This window comes from Lelliottia sp. GFLA7 (assembly GCF_056490165.1).
Genome location: NZ_JBWLAQ010000002.1, coordinates 155,571 through 171,428, shown reverse-complemented (window position 1 = coordinate 171,428; position 15,858 = coordinate 155,571). Strand labels below are relative to the sequence as shown.

The following is a 15,858-nucleotide window of genomic DNA, read 5'->3' as shown; positions in this document are numbered from 1 at the left end:
GAACGTTATTTCATTTCTGTGACAGATAAGACCAGATGGCTATGCATTAACCGAAAATCCTGCCGATAAAGGATCAGGCACGTTTGCCTTTTGAGGAGCAGGAAGATGAGTTTCAGCCAACGATTACGTAATATAAAAATGAGCAGAAAGCTCGCGGCGGGGTTTGGTCTGGTATTGCTGCTGGTGGCGGTATCAACCATCATGAGCGTATTACGCTTTAAAGAAATTCGCGACGTCTATCAACAAACCAACCTTATTTATAACGTTAACATCGAAGTTTTTCAGGCCAAGATTAATCGTCTTAAATTTCTGTATAACGGAGACGAAAAATCGGGCCAGCTAATGGCAAAATACGTTAAACACGCGGCGGAAATAACAGCAGAAGCAAAAACACTGGAATGGACTCCTCAGGAAGGCGTCATTATTAATGCTATTGCCGAAAACCTGACGCGTTTTGAAAGCAGCGTTGCCGAAATGCAAACTGCAATGGCCGCGCTTAACGCGAATAAAGACGATACAACCGCGCAGCAAGCGCTAAAAGTTGCCGAAGATAAAGTCAAAACCGCAGGTGATGACAGCAGCGCGTCCATTCGCGAAATTATCGCTATGGTGAAAATCCATAACGACTCCCTCGCCAACAGCTCAAGCACTATTACCGCAATTGTCGGTGTCGTCGCCGTGCTGTTTGGCATACTGGTTTCATGGTGGGTGACCCGTCAGATTACCCATCCGGTTAGACACAATCTGCAGTTGGCTGAACGGATTGCCAGTGGCGATCTGAGTTCGGATATTCACCCGCAGGGTGATGATGAACTCGGTAAATTGACGGGCGCGATGGGGCGCATGAACGACAAGCTGCGTGCCATGATTGGCGAAGTGCGTACCAGCGTCGCGCAGGTGTCGCTGGCCGCGAGTGAGATTGCCGAGGGAAATACCGATCTTTCGTCACGCACTGAGCAGCAGGCTGCCGCGGTCGTGGAAACGGCTGCCAGTATGGAAGAGTTAACGGCAACGGTGAAAAACAACGCTGATAACGCGCGCCACGCCAGCAAACTGGCCGCGGAAGCGTCACAGACCGCCACTCAAGGCGGACGCGTGATGCGCGATGTCGTCAGCACCATGAGTGATATCAACACCAGTTCGAAGAAAATCGCCGACATTACCGCTGTGATCAACAGCATTGCTTTCCAGACCAATATTCTGGCGCTGAACGCCGCCGTCGAAGCCGCGCGTGCCGGGGAACAGGGCCGTGGATTTGCCGTGGTGGCCAGTGAAGTTCGCAGTCTTTCCCAGCGCAGTTCGCAGGCCGCGAAAGATATCGAACTGCTGATCAGTGAATCCGTCTCGCGCATTACAACGGGCAGCGATCTGGTGACCAAGGCCGGGCAAACCATGGAGCAGGTGGTCCATTCCGTCACGCGCGTGAACGATATTATGGGCGAAATTTCGTCGGCGTCTGAGGAGCAGAGCCGCGGAATTGAGCAGATATCCCGCGCCGTAATGGAACTGGACAGCACGACGCAACAGAACGCGTCTTTGGTGGGAGCATCATCTTCAGCAGCGGGAGCGCTGGAAGATCAGGCGCGCTTGCTGGAGTCACTGGTAGCGGCCTTCCGCTTAGAACAGAACGCCAGAGCCGCGTAAAAATCCCCCGGCAACACAGCGTTGCCGGGGTTTTTAATTACTCAAAGCGGTATGAAACAGACATCCCGACGCCGTAGTTTCGGCCTGGAGCCGGTTCGTAATAGCGGCCATTAGACTCATTGACGATGACCGATCCGACATATTCTTTGTCGAACAGATTATCGACGCGCCCAAAGACGTCCATTCCCCAATTGCCGTAATTGAATTTGTATCCGGTATTCAGGCCAACAAGCGTATACGAAGGGGCTTTGGCACTGTTTTCGTCATCCGCCATAATGTCACTCATATAACGGATATCAGACCCGGCGTACCAGCCTTCTTCCGGCTGCCAGCCAAATGACGCATAGCCCATATTGCGCGCGATCCCCGGCATGCGGTTGCCATTGCAATCGCCGTCAGAACAGACGTTGGTGCGATAGGTGGCATCAAGATAGGTCCAGGCCATTTTCAGCTTCCAGTTCTCGGCAAACTGCTGATCGAGAGACACTTCCACGCCCTGACGGCGCGTTTTCCCGGCATTTTTATAGCTGGTGCGCCCGCCAGAACTGGCATCAACCACGATTTCGTCGTCAGTATCGGTACGGAATAACGCAGCCGTCAGCAAACCGTTCCCCACGCGCGTTTTACTGCCCACTTCGTACGTATTATTGGTTGACGGTTTTAGCGCAAAATTCAGGCCGCTCTGGTTACCGGAACGATACGACAGTTCGTTGATGGTCGGCGTTTCAAATCCGCGTCCCGCTGCAGCATATAGATTCCACGCGTCGGTTACAGAATATTTGAGCGATCCGGCCGGGAGCCATTTGTGATAGCTCGCCTCGCCGCTGTCATCGCCGTTTGCGCCTTGCACGTAACGATCGTTTGAATCGAACCACACCGAGCTGTAGCGCACGCCCGCGTCCAGGGACAGTTTTTGCGTGAGCTGCCAGCTGGTTTGCAGATACGGATCCACATTCCACATCAGATTACGTTCGTCGCGGCGTTTATCGCCCTTCACACCGTAATCCGGAACGCCGTCACGCATAACAAAGTTTTCGTAGCCGCGACGATCTTCGCGCATGTTTTCGTAATTAAGACCGGTCGTGACCGTTACGGGAACCAGCAGTTCACCGCGGTGCGTCCAGCGGGTATCGATACCCTGATAGTGACGCTGCATGTCGATTACGCCGCCGGAGTGGGTAGGGCGAAGCTGCGGCTGATAAGGGATCGACTGATACTGCGTCATTTCGCGCTCGCCTGCATAGGCCATCACGCTGAGATCGTCCTGCTCGCTTAGCTGGCGGTCATAGCGCAAACCTGCCTGCGTTTGTTTGATGGTTTTGCGCGTGTTGTACTGATCGCCGCGCGGCGACTGACGCGGATTGTCACGCCACTCCTGATAATCCAGACCGCCCGGATCGTTGGCTTTCATGTCCACGCTGTTAAAGATAAGCGTCAGCTTGCTGGCATCATCAACGCGCACGCCGAGTTTCGCGTTGGCGAGATTTTTGCGCGCGCCGCTGTGATCGCGATAGCCTTTGGTGGTGAAACGCGTTGTCGACACCGTGTAATCCACGTCGCCGGCGTGGGTACCATCGCCCATCGCACCCGTCGCTTTCATACCGTAACGCCAGGTGCCGTAGCTGCCGTAATAGCTGCTGGCTTCAATCGTTGGCGGTTGCTGACCCGTCTGAGTGGCGATGTTAATCACGCCGCCCGAGGCGTTTCCGTACAGCGCCGAAAACGGACCGCGCAGTACTTCGACGCTCTCAATACTGGAAAGATCGATATTAGACGTCTGCCCCTGGCCGTCCGGCATGGTGGCCGGAATACCGTCCACATACATACGGATACCGCGCACGCCAAAGGTCGAACGCGCCCCAAATCCGCGCATCGAAAGCTGTAAATCCTGAGCGTAATTCTGACGATTTTGAATTTGTAAGCCGGGCACGCTGCCGAGTGATTCCGAAAGGTTAATGCGCGGTGCGGCCTGACGCATGTCGTCCCCGTTGACCACGTTGATGGCGGCCGGGGTATACAGTTCAGAAACGGTCTGCGGAGTCGCGCTGACGATCATCGTTTGTTCTTGTGCGGCGAGCGCAACTGCGGGGGCCAGGACGATCGGAACCCATAATAGGGAGAGCGTTGCCTGCCGGGCGGAAATGATTTTCATGAATAAAAGCCAGTTGAGAAAGTGACGAACCAAATGGAACACATGTGCGTATGGTAAATCTTTTGTAAACATTATGAAAACTTTAACAGCACATTGCGTTAATGGAAGTGTAGATAAAAAGAGGGCGGAGAGCGAAACAGGAAACAATGACTCCACATTCACGGGAATAATGATTACTATTCTCAACAATAAACATGACGAAGCGATGACTTCGTCTCAAGGAAGCACTGTCGGCATTACACATTTTTTATCAAAGGGAGTCGTCATGTCATTACCTCATCTGTGCTCGCCGCGTCTGCGTGGTTCACTGCTGTTAGGTTCTTTACTGATCGCGGGTTCGTTCAATGTTCATGCTGCAGAAGAGATGCTGCGCAAAGCGGTTGGCAAGGGCGCATACGAAATGGCCATGAGCCAGCAGGAAAATGCCCTGTGGGTGGCCACCACGCAAAGCCGTAAAACGGACAAAGGTGGTGTGGTGTATCGTCTTGATCCCGTCACGCTCGACGTGACGCAGGCGATCCATAACGATCTGAAACCTTTCGGCGCAACCATCAACAGCAAGACGCAAACGCTGTGGCTTGGCAATACGACCAACAGCGCCGTCACGGCGATTGATGCCAAAACGGGTGAAGTGAAAGGCCGTCTGGTGCTGGACGATCGTAAGCGTACCGAAACCGTTAAGCCTCTCCAGCCACGCGAGCTGGTGGCGGATGACACCACTAATACCGTGTACATCACCGGGGTGGGCAAAGAGAGCGTGATTTGGGTGATTGATGGTGAAACGCTGAAACTGAAAGACACCATCACCAATACCGGAACATACAGTACCGGTCTGGTGCTGGATGCGCAGGCAAAACGGTTATACACCACCAATGCCGACGGCGAACTGATTACGATCGACACCGCCACTCACAAAGTCGTGAGCCGTAAAAAAGTGCAGGACGACGGGAAAGAGCATTTTTACCTGAACCTGAGCCTGGATACCGCAGGGCAACGTGCGTTTCTGACGGATTCAAAGCAGCCGGAAGTGCTGGTGGTTAACCTGAAAGATGGTAGCGTGCTGGCAAAAATCGCCGCACCAGTGTCGCTGGCCGTGCTGTTTAACCCAACGCGTAACGAAGCGTATGTGACTCACCGCGAAGCCGGTAAAGTCAGTATCATCGACACCAAAACCTATAAAGTCATCAAAACTCTTGATACGCCGGTGTTCCCAAACAGCCTGGCGCTGTCACCGGATGGCAAAACGCTGTACGTGACGGTGAAGCAGAAATCGACCCGTCAGCAAGAAGCCACTCAGCCTGACGATGTGATTCGCATCGTGCTGTAATCGCGCTAGCTGTAAAAGAAAAGGGAAGGCAGATGCCTTCCCTTTTTTATGGCTTGTTTAACGCTTAACGCGACGTTTCTTCAACCAGTGGGCCGTCGTGTTGGTCATCTTCGACCATCACCGGCGCAGTGCTGTGGATCTCATTCACGCGCTTACGCACGCCAAACCAGCCAATGATCAGCAGCACTGCCAGCAGCGGGATGGTCGCAATGGTATAGGTGCCGTTCGGATAGTCGAACGCCATCAGCACCAGAACACTGAACAGGAACAGCAGCGTCAGCCAGGAAGTGACAGGCGCGCCTGGCATCTTGAAGGCCACGTCAGCGGTTTTGCCTTCTTTAATGGCTTTGCGCAGACGCATCTGGCACACCACGATAAAGGCCCAGGAGGCAATAATCCCGATGGCCGCCACGTTCAACACGATCTCGAACACCTGAGAAGGAACCAGATAGTTCAGGAACACGCCGAAAACATAAACGACCAGCGTCGCCAGAATGCCCGCGTAAGGCACCTGCTGCTTGCTCATTTTCGACATGAATTTAGGTGCTGAGCCGCCCATCGACATGGAGCGCAAAATGCGTCCTGTAGAATAGAGACCCGAGTTCAGGCTGGAGAGCGCGGCGGTCAGCACAACAATGTTCATAATGCTGCCGACGTAGGGCACGCCAAGCTTCGAGAAGAATGTCACGAACGGACTTTGCCCCGCCTGATAGGCATTCCACGGCAGCAGCAGAACCAGCAGCACCACGGATCCAACATAGAACAGGCCGATACGCCAGATCACGCTGTTAATCGCTTTTGGCACCATGGTCTGCGGATCTTTACATTCTCCCGCAGCGGTACCGACCAGTTCGATGGACGCAAAGGCAAAGACCACGCCCTGAACCAGCACCAACGCAGGCAGCAGGCCGTGGGGGAAGAATCCGCCGTTATCGGTGATTAAATGGAAGCCGGTCGCATTGCCGTCGAGCGGTTTTCCGCTGCCGAGGAACACCGTACCGACCACCAGGAAAATGACAATTGCCAGCACTTTTACCAGCGCAAACCAGAACTCCATTTCGGCGAACCACTTTACGCCGATCATGTTCATGGTGCCGACGATCGCCAGCGCGCCAAGGGCAAAGACCCATTGCGGCACGTCACCAAACGCGCCCCAGTAGTGCATATAAAGGGCAACAGCGGTGATATCGACTATCCCGGTCATCGCCCAGTTAACGAAATACATCCAGCCCGCGACGTAAGCGGCTTTTTCGCCCAAAAACTCACGCGCATAGGAGACAAAACTGCCGCTGGACGGGCGGTGTAACACCAGCTCGCCGAGCGCACGAAGAATGAAGAAAGAGAAAATTCCGCACACCAGATAGACCAGTGCGAGAGCAGGCCCCGCCATCTGCAGACGTGCGCCTGCACCCAAAAACAACCCTGTACCGATAGCACCGCCGATAGCAATCATCTGCACCTGACGGTTGCCCATGGCTTTGTGATATCCCTCTTCGTGAGAGTTCAACCAGCGACGTTTCGCAGCGTGATGGTCGGCTGCGTTTTTATTGCTTGTTTTCATTGAGTTACCTGTTTACCTGTCTGAATCATCTTAGGGATGTCCGTACGCTGGCAGTCTGCGAACCAAACGATTGCTTCTGCACTGGCACATGCCGCCTTTCCAGTCATTCTGCGTATGGATAAGGCAAAACATGGCGAAGCATCCTACCCGCAATCGATAAGCGAGGCAAAATATTACCAGGCTGAAAGTGATGCAAGTCGAAGGAAATCGTGTGGTCAGAGCAGAAGAGGTAAACAACGTACTGAATTATGAGTACATTTCAGACGAAGAAACCGGTTGAGGGGAAATTCATCCATCAGTTGTGCTTAATAGTTGACCACTGTGCGTTTTCGTTTCGCAGTGCCTCAACCAGCAAAGTAAACGCCGTCGTGTGCTGACGACGGCTGGGGTAGTAGAGATGATAACCCTCGAACGACGGGCACCATGATTCCAGCACCCGTACCAGTTGCCCGTCTGCCACCAGATCGACGACGGTGTCTTGCGGAACATAGGCCAAACCCAATCCGGCAACGGCCGCATCCAGGCGTTGCGGCAGACTGTTTAACGTCAACTGACCGTCCACACGCACGCGCATTTCACGCCCGGCTTGTTCAAATTCCCAGGCGTACAAGCCGCCAAGAGTCGGCAGACGCATATTGATGCAGCGATGATTTTCCAGTGCTTCAGGCGTTTGCGGTACGCCATAATGAGCGAAATAGGCGGCTGATCCGACGACAGCCATCCGCATATCCGGGGCGATACGCACCGCAACCATATCTTTGGCGATCTGTTCCCCTAAGCGCACACCGGCATCAAACCGGCCGTCCACAATATCCGTGAGGCCGTTATCCACCGTCACTTCGATATTGATGTCGGGATAGTGCGCCATAAAGGGTTTCAGCACTGGCCACAGAACGGCTGACATGGCGTGTTCGCCAGCGCTGATACGAATATTGCCGGCGGGGCGGTCACGCCTGTCTCGCAGCGCCGTCAGCTCTTGTTCGATTTCCACTAAATGCGGGGTTAAGCGCACCAGGAGCTGCTCGCCCGCTTCGGTAGGCACGACGCTGCGGGTGGTGCGCGTAAGCAACCGCACGTCCAGACGGGCTTCAAGATTACGCATTGCGTGGCTAAGCGCGGACTGCGAAACACCAAGCTGGGCGGCGGCGCGGGTGAAACTGCGCTCCCGGGCGACCACCATAAACGACAGCAAATCGTTGAAATTGTCTTTGAGCATCTTGCCACTCCATTTATGAATTCAATTCATGGTTCCTTTCTGATTATGCTCTCTAATGCTGCGCCTGTCTTTGCGCTACTGTTAACGCACTATCCAGACAGGAGGCAACATGAAAATTATACGCAGTGGATCGTTACCGTCAGTTCGCGGGCCTGAGGCCTGGTTTAGCGGAACGGTGCGCATCGATGCCCCGTTTCAGGCCACGGAACCTGCGGCTGTGGGCGGTGCGACGGTGACGTTTGAGCCGGGCGCACGCACGGCGTGGCACACCCATCCGCTGGGACAAACGCTGATCGTGACGCAAGGGCGAGGCTGGTTGCAGGAGTGGGGGAAAGAGGCGCAGGTGCTGAATCAGGGGGATATCGCCTGGATACCCCCCGAGGTGAAACACTGGCACGGGGCCAGCTCACAGACCGCGATGACGCACATCGCCATCGCCGAATCCGTTAACGGCAGCCCGGTGGACTGGCTGGAAAAAGTGACTGACGAAGAGTACCAGGGTCGTTAACCGCCGAAGACCGCAATCGCCTGTTGCAGACGCGTGGTGCGATGCGTCAGGTGATTCGCTGCGTTTGTCACATTATCCACCATGCCCGTATTGTTATGAGTCATCGTGCCAATACGGGAAATCGACTCGTTGATGAGCGTCAACGCCAGTGTCTGTTCCTGCGTGGCGTGACCGATCTCTTTGATAAGCGACGTCACTTGCAGCACATTGCCGATCATCGCCGTGAGATGCGTTTCGGTTTGTTCCACCATATTCACACCTGCGTTCACGCTGGCAACGTTTTTCTCGATGAGCGTTTTGATCTCTTTGGCCGCTGAGGCGGAATGCTGCGCCAGATTACGGACTTCGGCAGCGACTACCGCAAACCCGCGTCCAGCTTCGCCTGCGCGCGCGGCTTCTACCGCGGCATTAAGGGCCAGGATATTGGTCTGGAAGGCGATACGATCGATAACCCCAATGATGTCGACAATCTGACTGTTGTCTTTCGACACCGACTGCATCATGCCGATAGTTTGCTTCATGGCCGTTTCGCCGCTGTGCGCGCTGGCGCTGGTACGATCCGCCATTAAAATGGCTTCGCCTGCGGTTTGGGCGGTTTGCTGAACGGCGCTGGCAATCTCTTCCACGGCGGCGGCCGTTTGCTGCAGATCATCCGCCGTCTCTTCTGAACGCGCCTGTAAAGATGCGCCTTCTTTCGCGACCTGCTGACTGATCGTACTTATCCCGGCGATTTGCGTTCCGACGTCATCCACAAGCGAGCGCAAATTTAAACCTGATTGATTCACCAGACGCATCATCATGCCAATTTCATCGACGCGATCAAAATGGTAATAATCCGTTTTACGCCCGGAAACGACATGTTGCATTTGACGAACTATCGTTTTGACAGGACGACTGATCTGCGTATTAAGATAAATCCCAAGCAATAAAAAGAGCGCAACAAGTCCGCCGCTTTGCATTATCCTTTCGGGGGAGATAAAAATGATTAGTAATGATAAAAGGGCAGTCATTCCAATCCCATAGTTCACTCTTTTTGCCGTGCTGAGTTTTTTAAAAAGTGAAAGGAATGAAAATAAACCCCGGCGAACAACCAACCCTTTAAAGAAACGATGACCGTTTAATTCATTATTACGCACACGTTCGTAAAGACGTTCACTGGCTTCTATCTCTGTACGGGGTGGAATATTACGTACCGAAATGTAGCCGGTGAGCGTATCGTTCTGGTATACCGGTGTCACGTTGGCGCGAACCCAGTAATGATCGCCGTTACCCCTACGGTTTTTGACAAGCCCCGTCCAGCTCTGGCCCTGCTTTAAGGTAAACCACATGTCACCAAATGCCTCAGGCGGCATATCGGGATGGCGAATCACGTTGTGCGGTTCACCAATAAGATGTTCTTCTTTATAACCGCTGGCTTCAATAAAGGCAGAGTTAGCGTAGGTAATATGACTGTGTGTATTGGTGGTCGACATAAGCGTCGATTCTTCGTTAAGCAAATACTCGCTTTGTGTAACAGGAGTGTTATTTCTCATGAAAAACTCCATGGTGATGTCAAGAATATAAAAAGCCGCCCGAAAAATGTTCAGGCAAGACAAAAGTTATTGTTGTGTTTATTACGGCCTGCGCATTCTTCCACAGAATGGGGTGAACAAGAAAGAACCTAAATTAAATATATTTTATCTATTAAAGTTCTCTTATGTAATGAAATTGCAAACAAATGAATTACCTATTTTAAATGGCAAATGAAATGCTCCCCTTAAGCCAAATAAGCAGGTATTTATGAATGCGCGCCAAAAAATGGCTTACCGACGTGACGTTTCATTAACATTCATAAAACGTTATGATAGTTCAGTACACTTTCTGAACTCCCTCGGTCATTCTTGTGAAAATCAATCTTATCGGTACCAGCGGCAGCGGAAAAACAACGTTAGCCAGGCAGCTCGCCGCTGAATTATCCCTTCCCTATATCGAAATGGACACCTTGTACTGGCGCCCTGACTGGCAGGGTACACCGGACGATCAGTTTCTGATTAAACTGGAAACCGCGCTCAGCACCTCGCCCGACTGGGTGCTGGATGGCAACTATAACCGTACGCGAGCGGTGAAGTGGCGTGAGATCGATATCATTGTGTGGGTGGATTACGGTTTTGCTCGCACGCTATGGCAGGCGGTATCGCGCGCGGCAAGGCGTGCCTCGTCGCAACAGGAGTTGTGGCCTGGCACGGGCAATCGTGAAAGTTTCCGCCGCTCGTTCTTTAACCGCGAGTCGGTGCTGCTGTGGACGATCAAAACCTGGCGCAGCAATCGCGTACGTTATATCGCTGATATGGAAAACCCAAAGTACGCACACATCCGTTTTGTGCGCATCACATCACGTCAGGACGCCGAAAAACTCATCACAGAAGTGAAGTCATCCCTTTAGCGTGGCTTTGTATTTCTGATTTTTGGCAAACCAAATGTAAATTAATTGTTTCTCAGAGGTGAAATCCCCCCTTAATAATGACGACATGTTAAGTCAAACGAGAACACAACATGTCCTGGCGAATCAGCATTCTGGATAAAAGCCCCGTCGCGGTGAATGAAACGCCTGCCGATGCGCTGGCGCGCACGTTAAGTCTGGCGAAACAGGCAGAAGCGCTCGGATTTCACCGCTTCTGGATTGCCGAACACCACAATACCGCTCAACTCGCCAGCCCGTCCCCTGAGCTGCTGATTGCCTGGATCCTGGGGCAGACAAAACGTATTCGCGTCGGTTCCGGTGGCGTGATGCTTCAGCACTACAGCCCGTATAAAGTGGCCGAAAATTTCAACGTACTGGCCTCAATTGCGCCGGGACGCGTGGATTTGGGCGTCGGTAAAGCCCCCGGCGGACTGCCGCTTTCAACGCGTGCATTGCAGCAGGGCCTTAATCAACAAGAAAAGGGCACGTTCGCCGATCAACTGACGCAGTTGAATCACTGGCTTTCACCGGTTGCCGACGCGCAACAGGACGCCGTGCAGGCGACACCGCTGCCCGCCGTGCCAGCGGAACGTTTCCTGTTGGGCGCGAGTGTCGAAAGTGCGCGTCTGGCCGCTCAGCTTAACTGGGATTTTGTCTTTGCCGCGCATCTCAATGGCGACGCGAATCTTCTGCGCGATGTGCTTAAAACCTGGCGTGAAAACAGCACCCGTCATGCCATTGTGGCGGTGCAGGCGATTGTCGCGCCGACTCAGGCGCAGGCCGACGTCCTGGCTGAAAAAGTCGAAGTGTGGGGCGTTGAGCTGGCCAACGGGCAGCGCGTCACCGTCGCCAGCGAAGAGCAGGCCTATGCTTTTGCCCGTCAGGCTGGAAGTGAGCCGTTACGCATTGCCCGCCGTGCGCAGTCGTTGATCAAAGGCACTGCCGATTCGGTGCTTGAGCAACTGGAAACGCTGCACCAGACCTATGGAATCGATGAATTCATCATTGATACGCCTGTCGCGGATGGCAGCGCCCGCACGCAATCTCTGCGCCTGCTGGCGCAGGCAAAATTCGCCGGGGAGGTGCTGGTATGAGCCTCGGAAAACAGCTGATCGACTGGCGTCGGGAACTGCATCGCCATCCCGAGCTTTCCGGACAAGAGGTTGAAACCACCGCACGTCTGCGTCAGTGGCTCTCGGCGGCTGATATCAATATTTTGCCCTACGATCTGCAGACCGGAATTGTCGCCGAAATCGGCAAGGGGAGTAAGCACATTGCCCTGCGTGCGGATATCGACGCGCTACCCATTGAGGAGCGCAGCGGCGTCGCATTTAGCTCGCAAAATCCCGGCGTGATGCACGCCTGCGGGCACGACGTGCACACCAGCGTGATTCTGGGCGCCGCATTACAGCTCAAAGCCCGCGAAGCGGATCTTCAGGGACGGGTTCGGATCCTTTTCCAGCCTGCTGAGGAGAACTTTGGCGGCGCGAAAAGCCTGGTGCGCGCGGGGGCCTTGCAGGACATCAGCGCCATTTTTGGAATGCATAACGAACCCGGTTTACCGGTTGGCGCATTCGCCACGCGCGGCGGGCCGTTCTACGCCAACGTCGACAGATTCGTTTTCCGCGTCACCGGTAAAGGGGCGCATGCGGCGCGACCGCACGAAGGATCGGACGCGATCGTACTCGCCAGCCAGCTGGTAACGGCGCTGCAAAGCGTGGCGAGCCGTAACATCAACACCCTGGATTCGGTGGTGCTGAGCGTCACGCGCATCGAAGGCGGAAACACCTGGAACGTCTTGCCAGAAAGCGTTGAGCTGGAAGGCACATTACGTACCCATCGCACTGAAGTTCAACAGAATGTTAAAGCGCGCGTAGGTGAAATCGCTGCCGGATTTGCCAGCGCCTTTAATGCCCAAATTGATATCACCTGGTATGCCGGGCCAACGGCGCTGGTGAATGACGAACGCTGGGCTGATTTTGCGACCTCAATTGCGCGGGAAACCGGCTACGAAACACAGCACGCGGACCTGCACATGGGCGGCGAAGATTTTGCCGTCTATTTACAGCATATTCCCGGCGCGTTTGTAAGCATTGGTAGTGCCAGTCCATTTGGTCTGCATCATCCGGCATTTAATCCTGATGAAGCATTAATCGAACCCGCGGCACATTATTTCTCGCAGCTTGCAGAAAAAGCGCTACATCACATTTAATGATTAAGAGGTGAATATGTCTGCAACACGACAATTGCGGCTAGGGACCATTTTACATGGTGCGTCCGGAAATATGTCTGCCTGGCGTCATCCTGCGGCGACAGCGGATGCCAGTATTAATTTTAATTTCGTTAAAGAAACGGCGTTAAAAGCAGAGGAGGGCAAGCTTGATTTCTTATTTGTTGCCGATGGACTTTATATTAATGAAAAATCCATTCCGCATTTTCTTAATCGCTTCGAGCCGCTGACCGTATTATCTGCGCTGGCGAGTTTAACGTCGCGTCTGGGATTAGTCGGTACGTTATCGACGTCCTACAGCGAACCCTTTACCGTCGCACGCCAGTTCGCCAGCCTCGATCATTTGAGCAATGGCCGCGCGGGCTGGAACGTGGTGACGTCGCCGCTGGAGGGCTCAGCAAAGAACTTCTCGCGCGAAAAGCATCCCGAGCACGCCCTACGGTATCGCATCGCCGATGAATATCTTGATGTGGTGAAGGGCCTGTGGGACTCCTGGGAAGGCGACGCTTTTGTGCGTAATAAAGACAGCGGTCAGTTCTTCAATCCTGAAAAATTACACACGCTGGATCATCACGGTGATTTCTTCCAGGTTGCTGGGCCATTAAATATTGGCCGCACGCCGCAGGGGCGTCCGATTGTCTTTCAGGCTGGCGCATCCGACGACGGTAAAAAATTAGCAGCGAAACATGCTGATGCCATATTTACCCACCACGAAACGTTAGGCGAAGCCAAAGCGTTTTATCGCGACGTGAAAGAGCAGCTTGAATTACACGGACGTCGTGCTGATGAATTACATATATTCCAGGGCGTCAGCGTGATTGTGGGAAAAGATGCTGACGACGTGGAGGCGCAATATCAAACTACCGCGGCGCTGGTATCCATAAATGATGCGTTGAATTATTTAGGGCGTTATTTCGAACACCACGATTTTAGCCAGTACCCGCTGGATGAACCGTTCCCGGATATCGGGAATTTAGGGCAAAACAGTTTCCGCAGTACCACCGATGAAATCAAACGTAACGCACGCGATCGCAACTTAACGCTGCGACAGGTCGCGCTCGAAGCCGCCTCGCCGCGCCCGCGTTTTTCCGGTACGCCGGAAGAGGTGGCCGACGGTTTGCAGCAGTGGTTTGCAGAATACGCCTCTGACGGGTTCATCATTCAGGGCGGCACACCAGACACATTCCCGCGCTTTGTCGACCAGGTCGTTCCGGTATTGCAGGCGCGTGGCCTGTTCCGCACCGAATATCCCGGCACGACGCTGCGCGAAAGTCTGGGCTTAGACCAACCCAAAAATCAGTTCACACAACAATAAGAGACACCCGCTATGCAAAAATCATCGCTCGTTCTGGCGCTCGCGCTGGCCTTTACGCCTGCCGTCTGGGCAGAGAATGTGAATATTAACGGCACAGGCGTGAGCCTCGAAGCCAATAAAACGCCCGTCAATACGGTGAAAAATCCGCAGGCCATCGCGCAGTTACCTGCCGGTTTACATCTTGCCGTACCGGGCAAATTTACGGTGGCCATCGCGGGGTTAAGTCAGCCGCCACTGACCGTTTTTGCTGATGACAACAAAACACTGATAGGCAGCGAAGCCGATATCGCGCGTCTGGTAGCCGACAGCCTGGGGCTGGAGCTGAATATCGTCCCGACGTCCTGGGAAGACTGGCCGCTGGGGGTGACGTCCGGGAAATATGATGCCGCGATCAGCAATATTACGGTCACCAAGGAGCGTAAAGAGAAGTTCGACTTCGCCACTTACCGCAAAGATTCGCTCGGTTTTTACGTGAAATCGACCAGCCCGATCAAGCAGCTTGAGAAGGCTGAAGATATCGCCGGCCTGCGTATTATCGTCGGTTCCGGCACGAATCAGGAAGCGATCCTGCTGGCATGGGATGCCGAAAATCAGAAGAAGGGCCTCAAACCGTTTACTCCGGTTTATACCAAAGATGATGCCGCCCAAACGCTGGCGCTGCAGTCTGGCCGCGCCGATGCATTTTTTGGTCCGAACGTTATCGGGGCGTGGAAAGCGGCGCTGACGGGTAAAACCAAGCTGGTCGGCAGCGTGGACGGCGGGTGGCCAAAAGCGGCGCATATTGCCGTGACGCTGAAAAAAGGCAGCGGTTTAGCTGAGCCGGTGCAAACGGCACTCAATGGCGTGATCAAAAACGGTGATTACGACAAAGTGCTGAACCGCTGGGGTGAAGGTGTGGAACGTATCCCGAGTTCAGAAGTGAACCCGGCGGGACTAGGCGATTAAGGAGGTCAACATGAGCGAGCTTTTTCGTGACGTTTCGCCGGAGGATGCCGATCTTCAGCCCATTATTGACGGGTTATTTGGCGAGTACTCCGCCCGCTACGGCGACTATTTTTCGAAAGATGCAGAAGTGGAACTGACCGAGTGGTATCTCCCGCCGCAGGGGCTGTTTATCGTCCTGGAGCGGGACGGCAAGATCATCGCCACGGGTGCATACAAACCTTTTGACGAACACACGGCTGAAATCAAACGCATCTGGACCGACAAATCCCTGCGTCAGCAGGGATTGGCCGCTCGCGTGGTTCAGGAACTGGAGCGCAGGGCGGTGCTGGCGGGCTACAGCCAGATCTACCTCACCACCGGTTTTCGGCAGCCAGAAGCGGTGAAGCTGTATCTGAGTCAGGGCTACGCGGCCCAGTTTGATCTGCACCGCGATCCGGAAGAGTACAGCCAGCCGCCGTTTGACGGGCGGCTGCGCTTCACCAAAACACTGGTACGCGAAGCGTTCAGTAAAACCGCATGA

General features: G+C 53.9%; 11 protein-coding genes and 1 pseudogene. 8 read left to right on the top strand and 4 right to left on the bottom strand.

Annotated features, from left to right (window positions below):
* The first annotated feature begins 105 nt into the window (after positions 1-105).
* Positions 106-1,644, top strand: a complete 1,539-nt coding sequence (locus tag AC07RN_RS06255) for a methyl-accepting chemotaxis protein (RefSeq protein ID WP_478335897.1) — start codon at positions 106-108, stop codon at positions 1,642-1,644.
* A gap of 37 nt (positions 1,645-1,681) precedes the next feature.
* Here AC07RN_RS06255 and pqqU read toward each other — a convergent pair whose 3' ends face one another.
* Positions 1,682-3,796 (bottom strand): TonB-dependent receptor PqqU, encoded by a 2,115-nt coding sequence (gene pqqU / locus AC07RN_RS06250; RefSeq protein ID WP_478335896.1) that lies wholly within the window; start codon positions 3,794-3,796, stop codon positions 1,682-1,684.
* A 265-nt stretch (positions 3,797-4,061) separates the two neighbouring features.
* On the opposite strand from pqqU, the gene yncE reads away from it, so the two are divergent.
* Entirely contained in the window at positions 4,062-5,123 is a 1,062-nt protein-coding gene (gene yncE / locus AC07RN_RS06245) for a 7-bladed beta-propeller protein YncE (protein ID WP_478335895.1), read from the top strand.
* Between the two features lie 64 nt (positions 5,124-5,187).
* Here yncE and ansP read toward each other — a convergent pair whose 3' ends face one another.
* Both ansP and AC07RN_RS06235 read right to left on the bottom strand, forming a co-directional pair.
* Positions 5,188-6,684 (bottom strand): L-asparagine permease, encoded by a 1,497-nt coding sequence (ansP, locus tag AC07RN_RS06240; protein WP_478335894.1) that lies wholly within the window; start codon positions 6,682-6,684, stop codon positions 5,188-5,190.
* 295 nt (positions 6,685-6,979) lie between these two features.
* On the bottom strand, positions 6,980-7,900 hold the full coding sequence (locus AC07RN_RS06235; RefSeq protein ID WP_478335893.1) for a LysR family transcriptional regulator: 921 nt from the start codon (positions 7,898-7,900) through the stop codon (positions 6,980-6,982).
* Positions 7,901-8,009: 109 nt separating this feature from the next.
* On the opposite strand from AC07RN_RS06235, the gene AC07RN_RS06230 reads away from it, so the two are divergent.
* Positions 8,010-8,408 (top strand): (R)-mandelonitrile lyase, encoded by a 399-nt coding sequence (locus tag AC07RN_RS06230; protein ID WP_235135677.1) that lies wholly within the window; start codon positions 8,010-8,012, stop codon positions 8,406-8,408.
* Here AC07RN_RS06230 and AC07RN_RS06225 read toward each other — a convergent pair.
* Positions 8,405-9,940, bottom strand: a complete 1,536-nt coding sequence (locus AC07RN_RS06225) for a methyl-accepting chemotaxis protein (protein ID WP_478335892.1) — start codon at positions 9,938-9,940, stop codon at positions 8,405-8,407. The two genes, AC07RN_RS06230 and AC07RN_RS06225, sit on opposite strands and share 4 nt — an antisense overlap.
* A gap of 350 nt (positions 9,941-10,290) precedes the next feature.
* Between AC07RN_RS06225 and AC07RN_RS06220 the strand changes: the two genes are divergently transcribed.
* The 5 genes and pseudogenes from AC07RN_RS06220 (at position 10,291) to AC07RN_RS06200 (ending at position 15,858) form a co-directional block, all read left to right on the top strand.
* Entirely contained in the window at positions 10,291-10,830 is a 540-nt protein-coding gene (locus tag AC07RN_RS06220) for an AAA family ATPase (RefSeq protein WP_478335891.1), read from the top strand.
* A 110-nt stretch (positions 10,831-10,940) separates the two neighbouring features.
* A complete protein-coding gene (locus AC07RN_RS06215; protein ID WP_478335890.1) occupies positions 10,941-11,942 on the top strand; it encodes an LLM class flavin-dependent oxidoreductase in 1,002 nt (333 codons plus the stop codon).
* Positions 11,939-13,060 (top strand): amidohydrolase, encoded by a 1,122-nt coding sequence (locus AC07RN_RS06210; protein ID WP_235135675.1) that lies wholly within the window; start codon positions 11,939-11,941, stop codon positions 13,058-13,060. Before AC07RN_RS06215 ends, AC07RN_RS06210 begins: the two co-directional genes overlap by 4 nt.
* A gap of 16 nt (positions 13,061-13,076) precedes the next feature.
* A pseudogene (locus AC07RN_RS06205) lies at positions 13,077-15,338 on the top strand (NtaA/DmoA family FMN-dependent monooxygenase).
* A gap of 10 nt (positions 15,339-15,348) precedes the next feature.
* Positions 15,349-15,858, top strand: coding sequence for a GNAT family N-acetyltransferase (locus AC07RN_RS06200; protein ID WP_235135674.1), 510 nt, complete (start codon positions 15,349-15,351; stop codon positions 15,856-15,858).

Excerpts from the sequence above, each read along its gene's own strand:
- AC07RN_RS06210 (WP_235135675.1), top strand. The coding sequence starts at position 11,939 with ATGAGCCTCGGAAAACAGCTGATCGACTGGCGTCGGGAACTGCATCGC.
- AC07RN_RS06255 (WP_478335897.1), top strand. The coding sequence starts at position 106 with ATGAGTTTCAGCCAACGATTACGTAATATAAAAATGAGCAGAAAGCTC.
- AC07RN_RS06225 (WP_478335892.1), bottom strand. The coding sequence starts at position 9,940 with ATGAGAAATAACACTCCTGTTACACAAAGCGAGTATTTGCTTAACGAA.
- AC07RN_RS06235 (WP_478335893.1), bottom strand. The coding sequence starts at position 7,900 with ATGCTCAAAGACAATTTCAACGATTTGCTGTCGTTTATGGTGGTCGCC.
- pqqU (WP_478335896.1), bottom strand. The coding sequence starts at position 3,796 with ATGAAAATCATTTCCGCCCGGCAGGCAACGCTCTCCCTATTATGGGTT.
- yncE (WP_478335895.1), top strand. The coding sequence starts at position 4,062 with ATGTCATTACCTCATCTGTGCTCGCCGCGTCTGCGTGGTTCACTGCTG.
- ansP (WP_478335894.1), bottom strand. The coding sequence starts at position 6,684 with ATGAAAACAAGCAATAAAAACGCAGCCGACCATCACGCTGCGAAACGT.
- AC07RN_RS06230 (WP_235135677.1), top strand. The coding sequence starts at position 8,010 with ATGAAAATTATACGCAGTGGATCGTTACCGTCAGTTCGCGGGCCTGAG.
- AC07RN_RS06215 (WP_478335890.1), top strand. The coding sequence starts at position 10,941 with ATGTCCTGGCGAATCAGCATTCTGGATAAAAGCCCCGTCGCGGTGAAT.
- AC07RN_RS06200 (WP_235135674.1), top strand. The coding sequence starts at position 15,349 with ATGAGCGAGCTTTTTCGTGACGTTTCGCCGGAGGATGCCGATCTTCAG.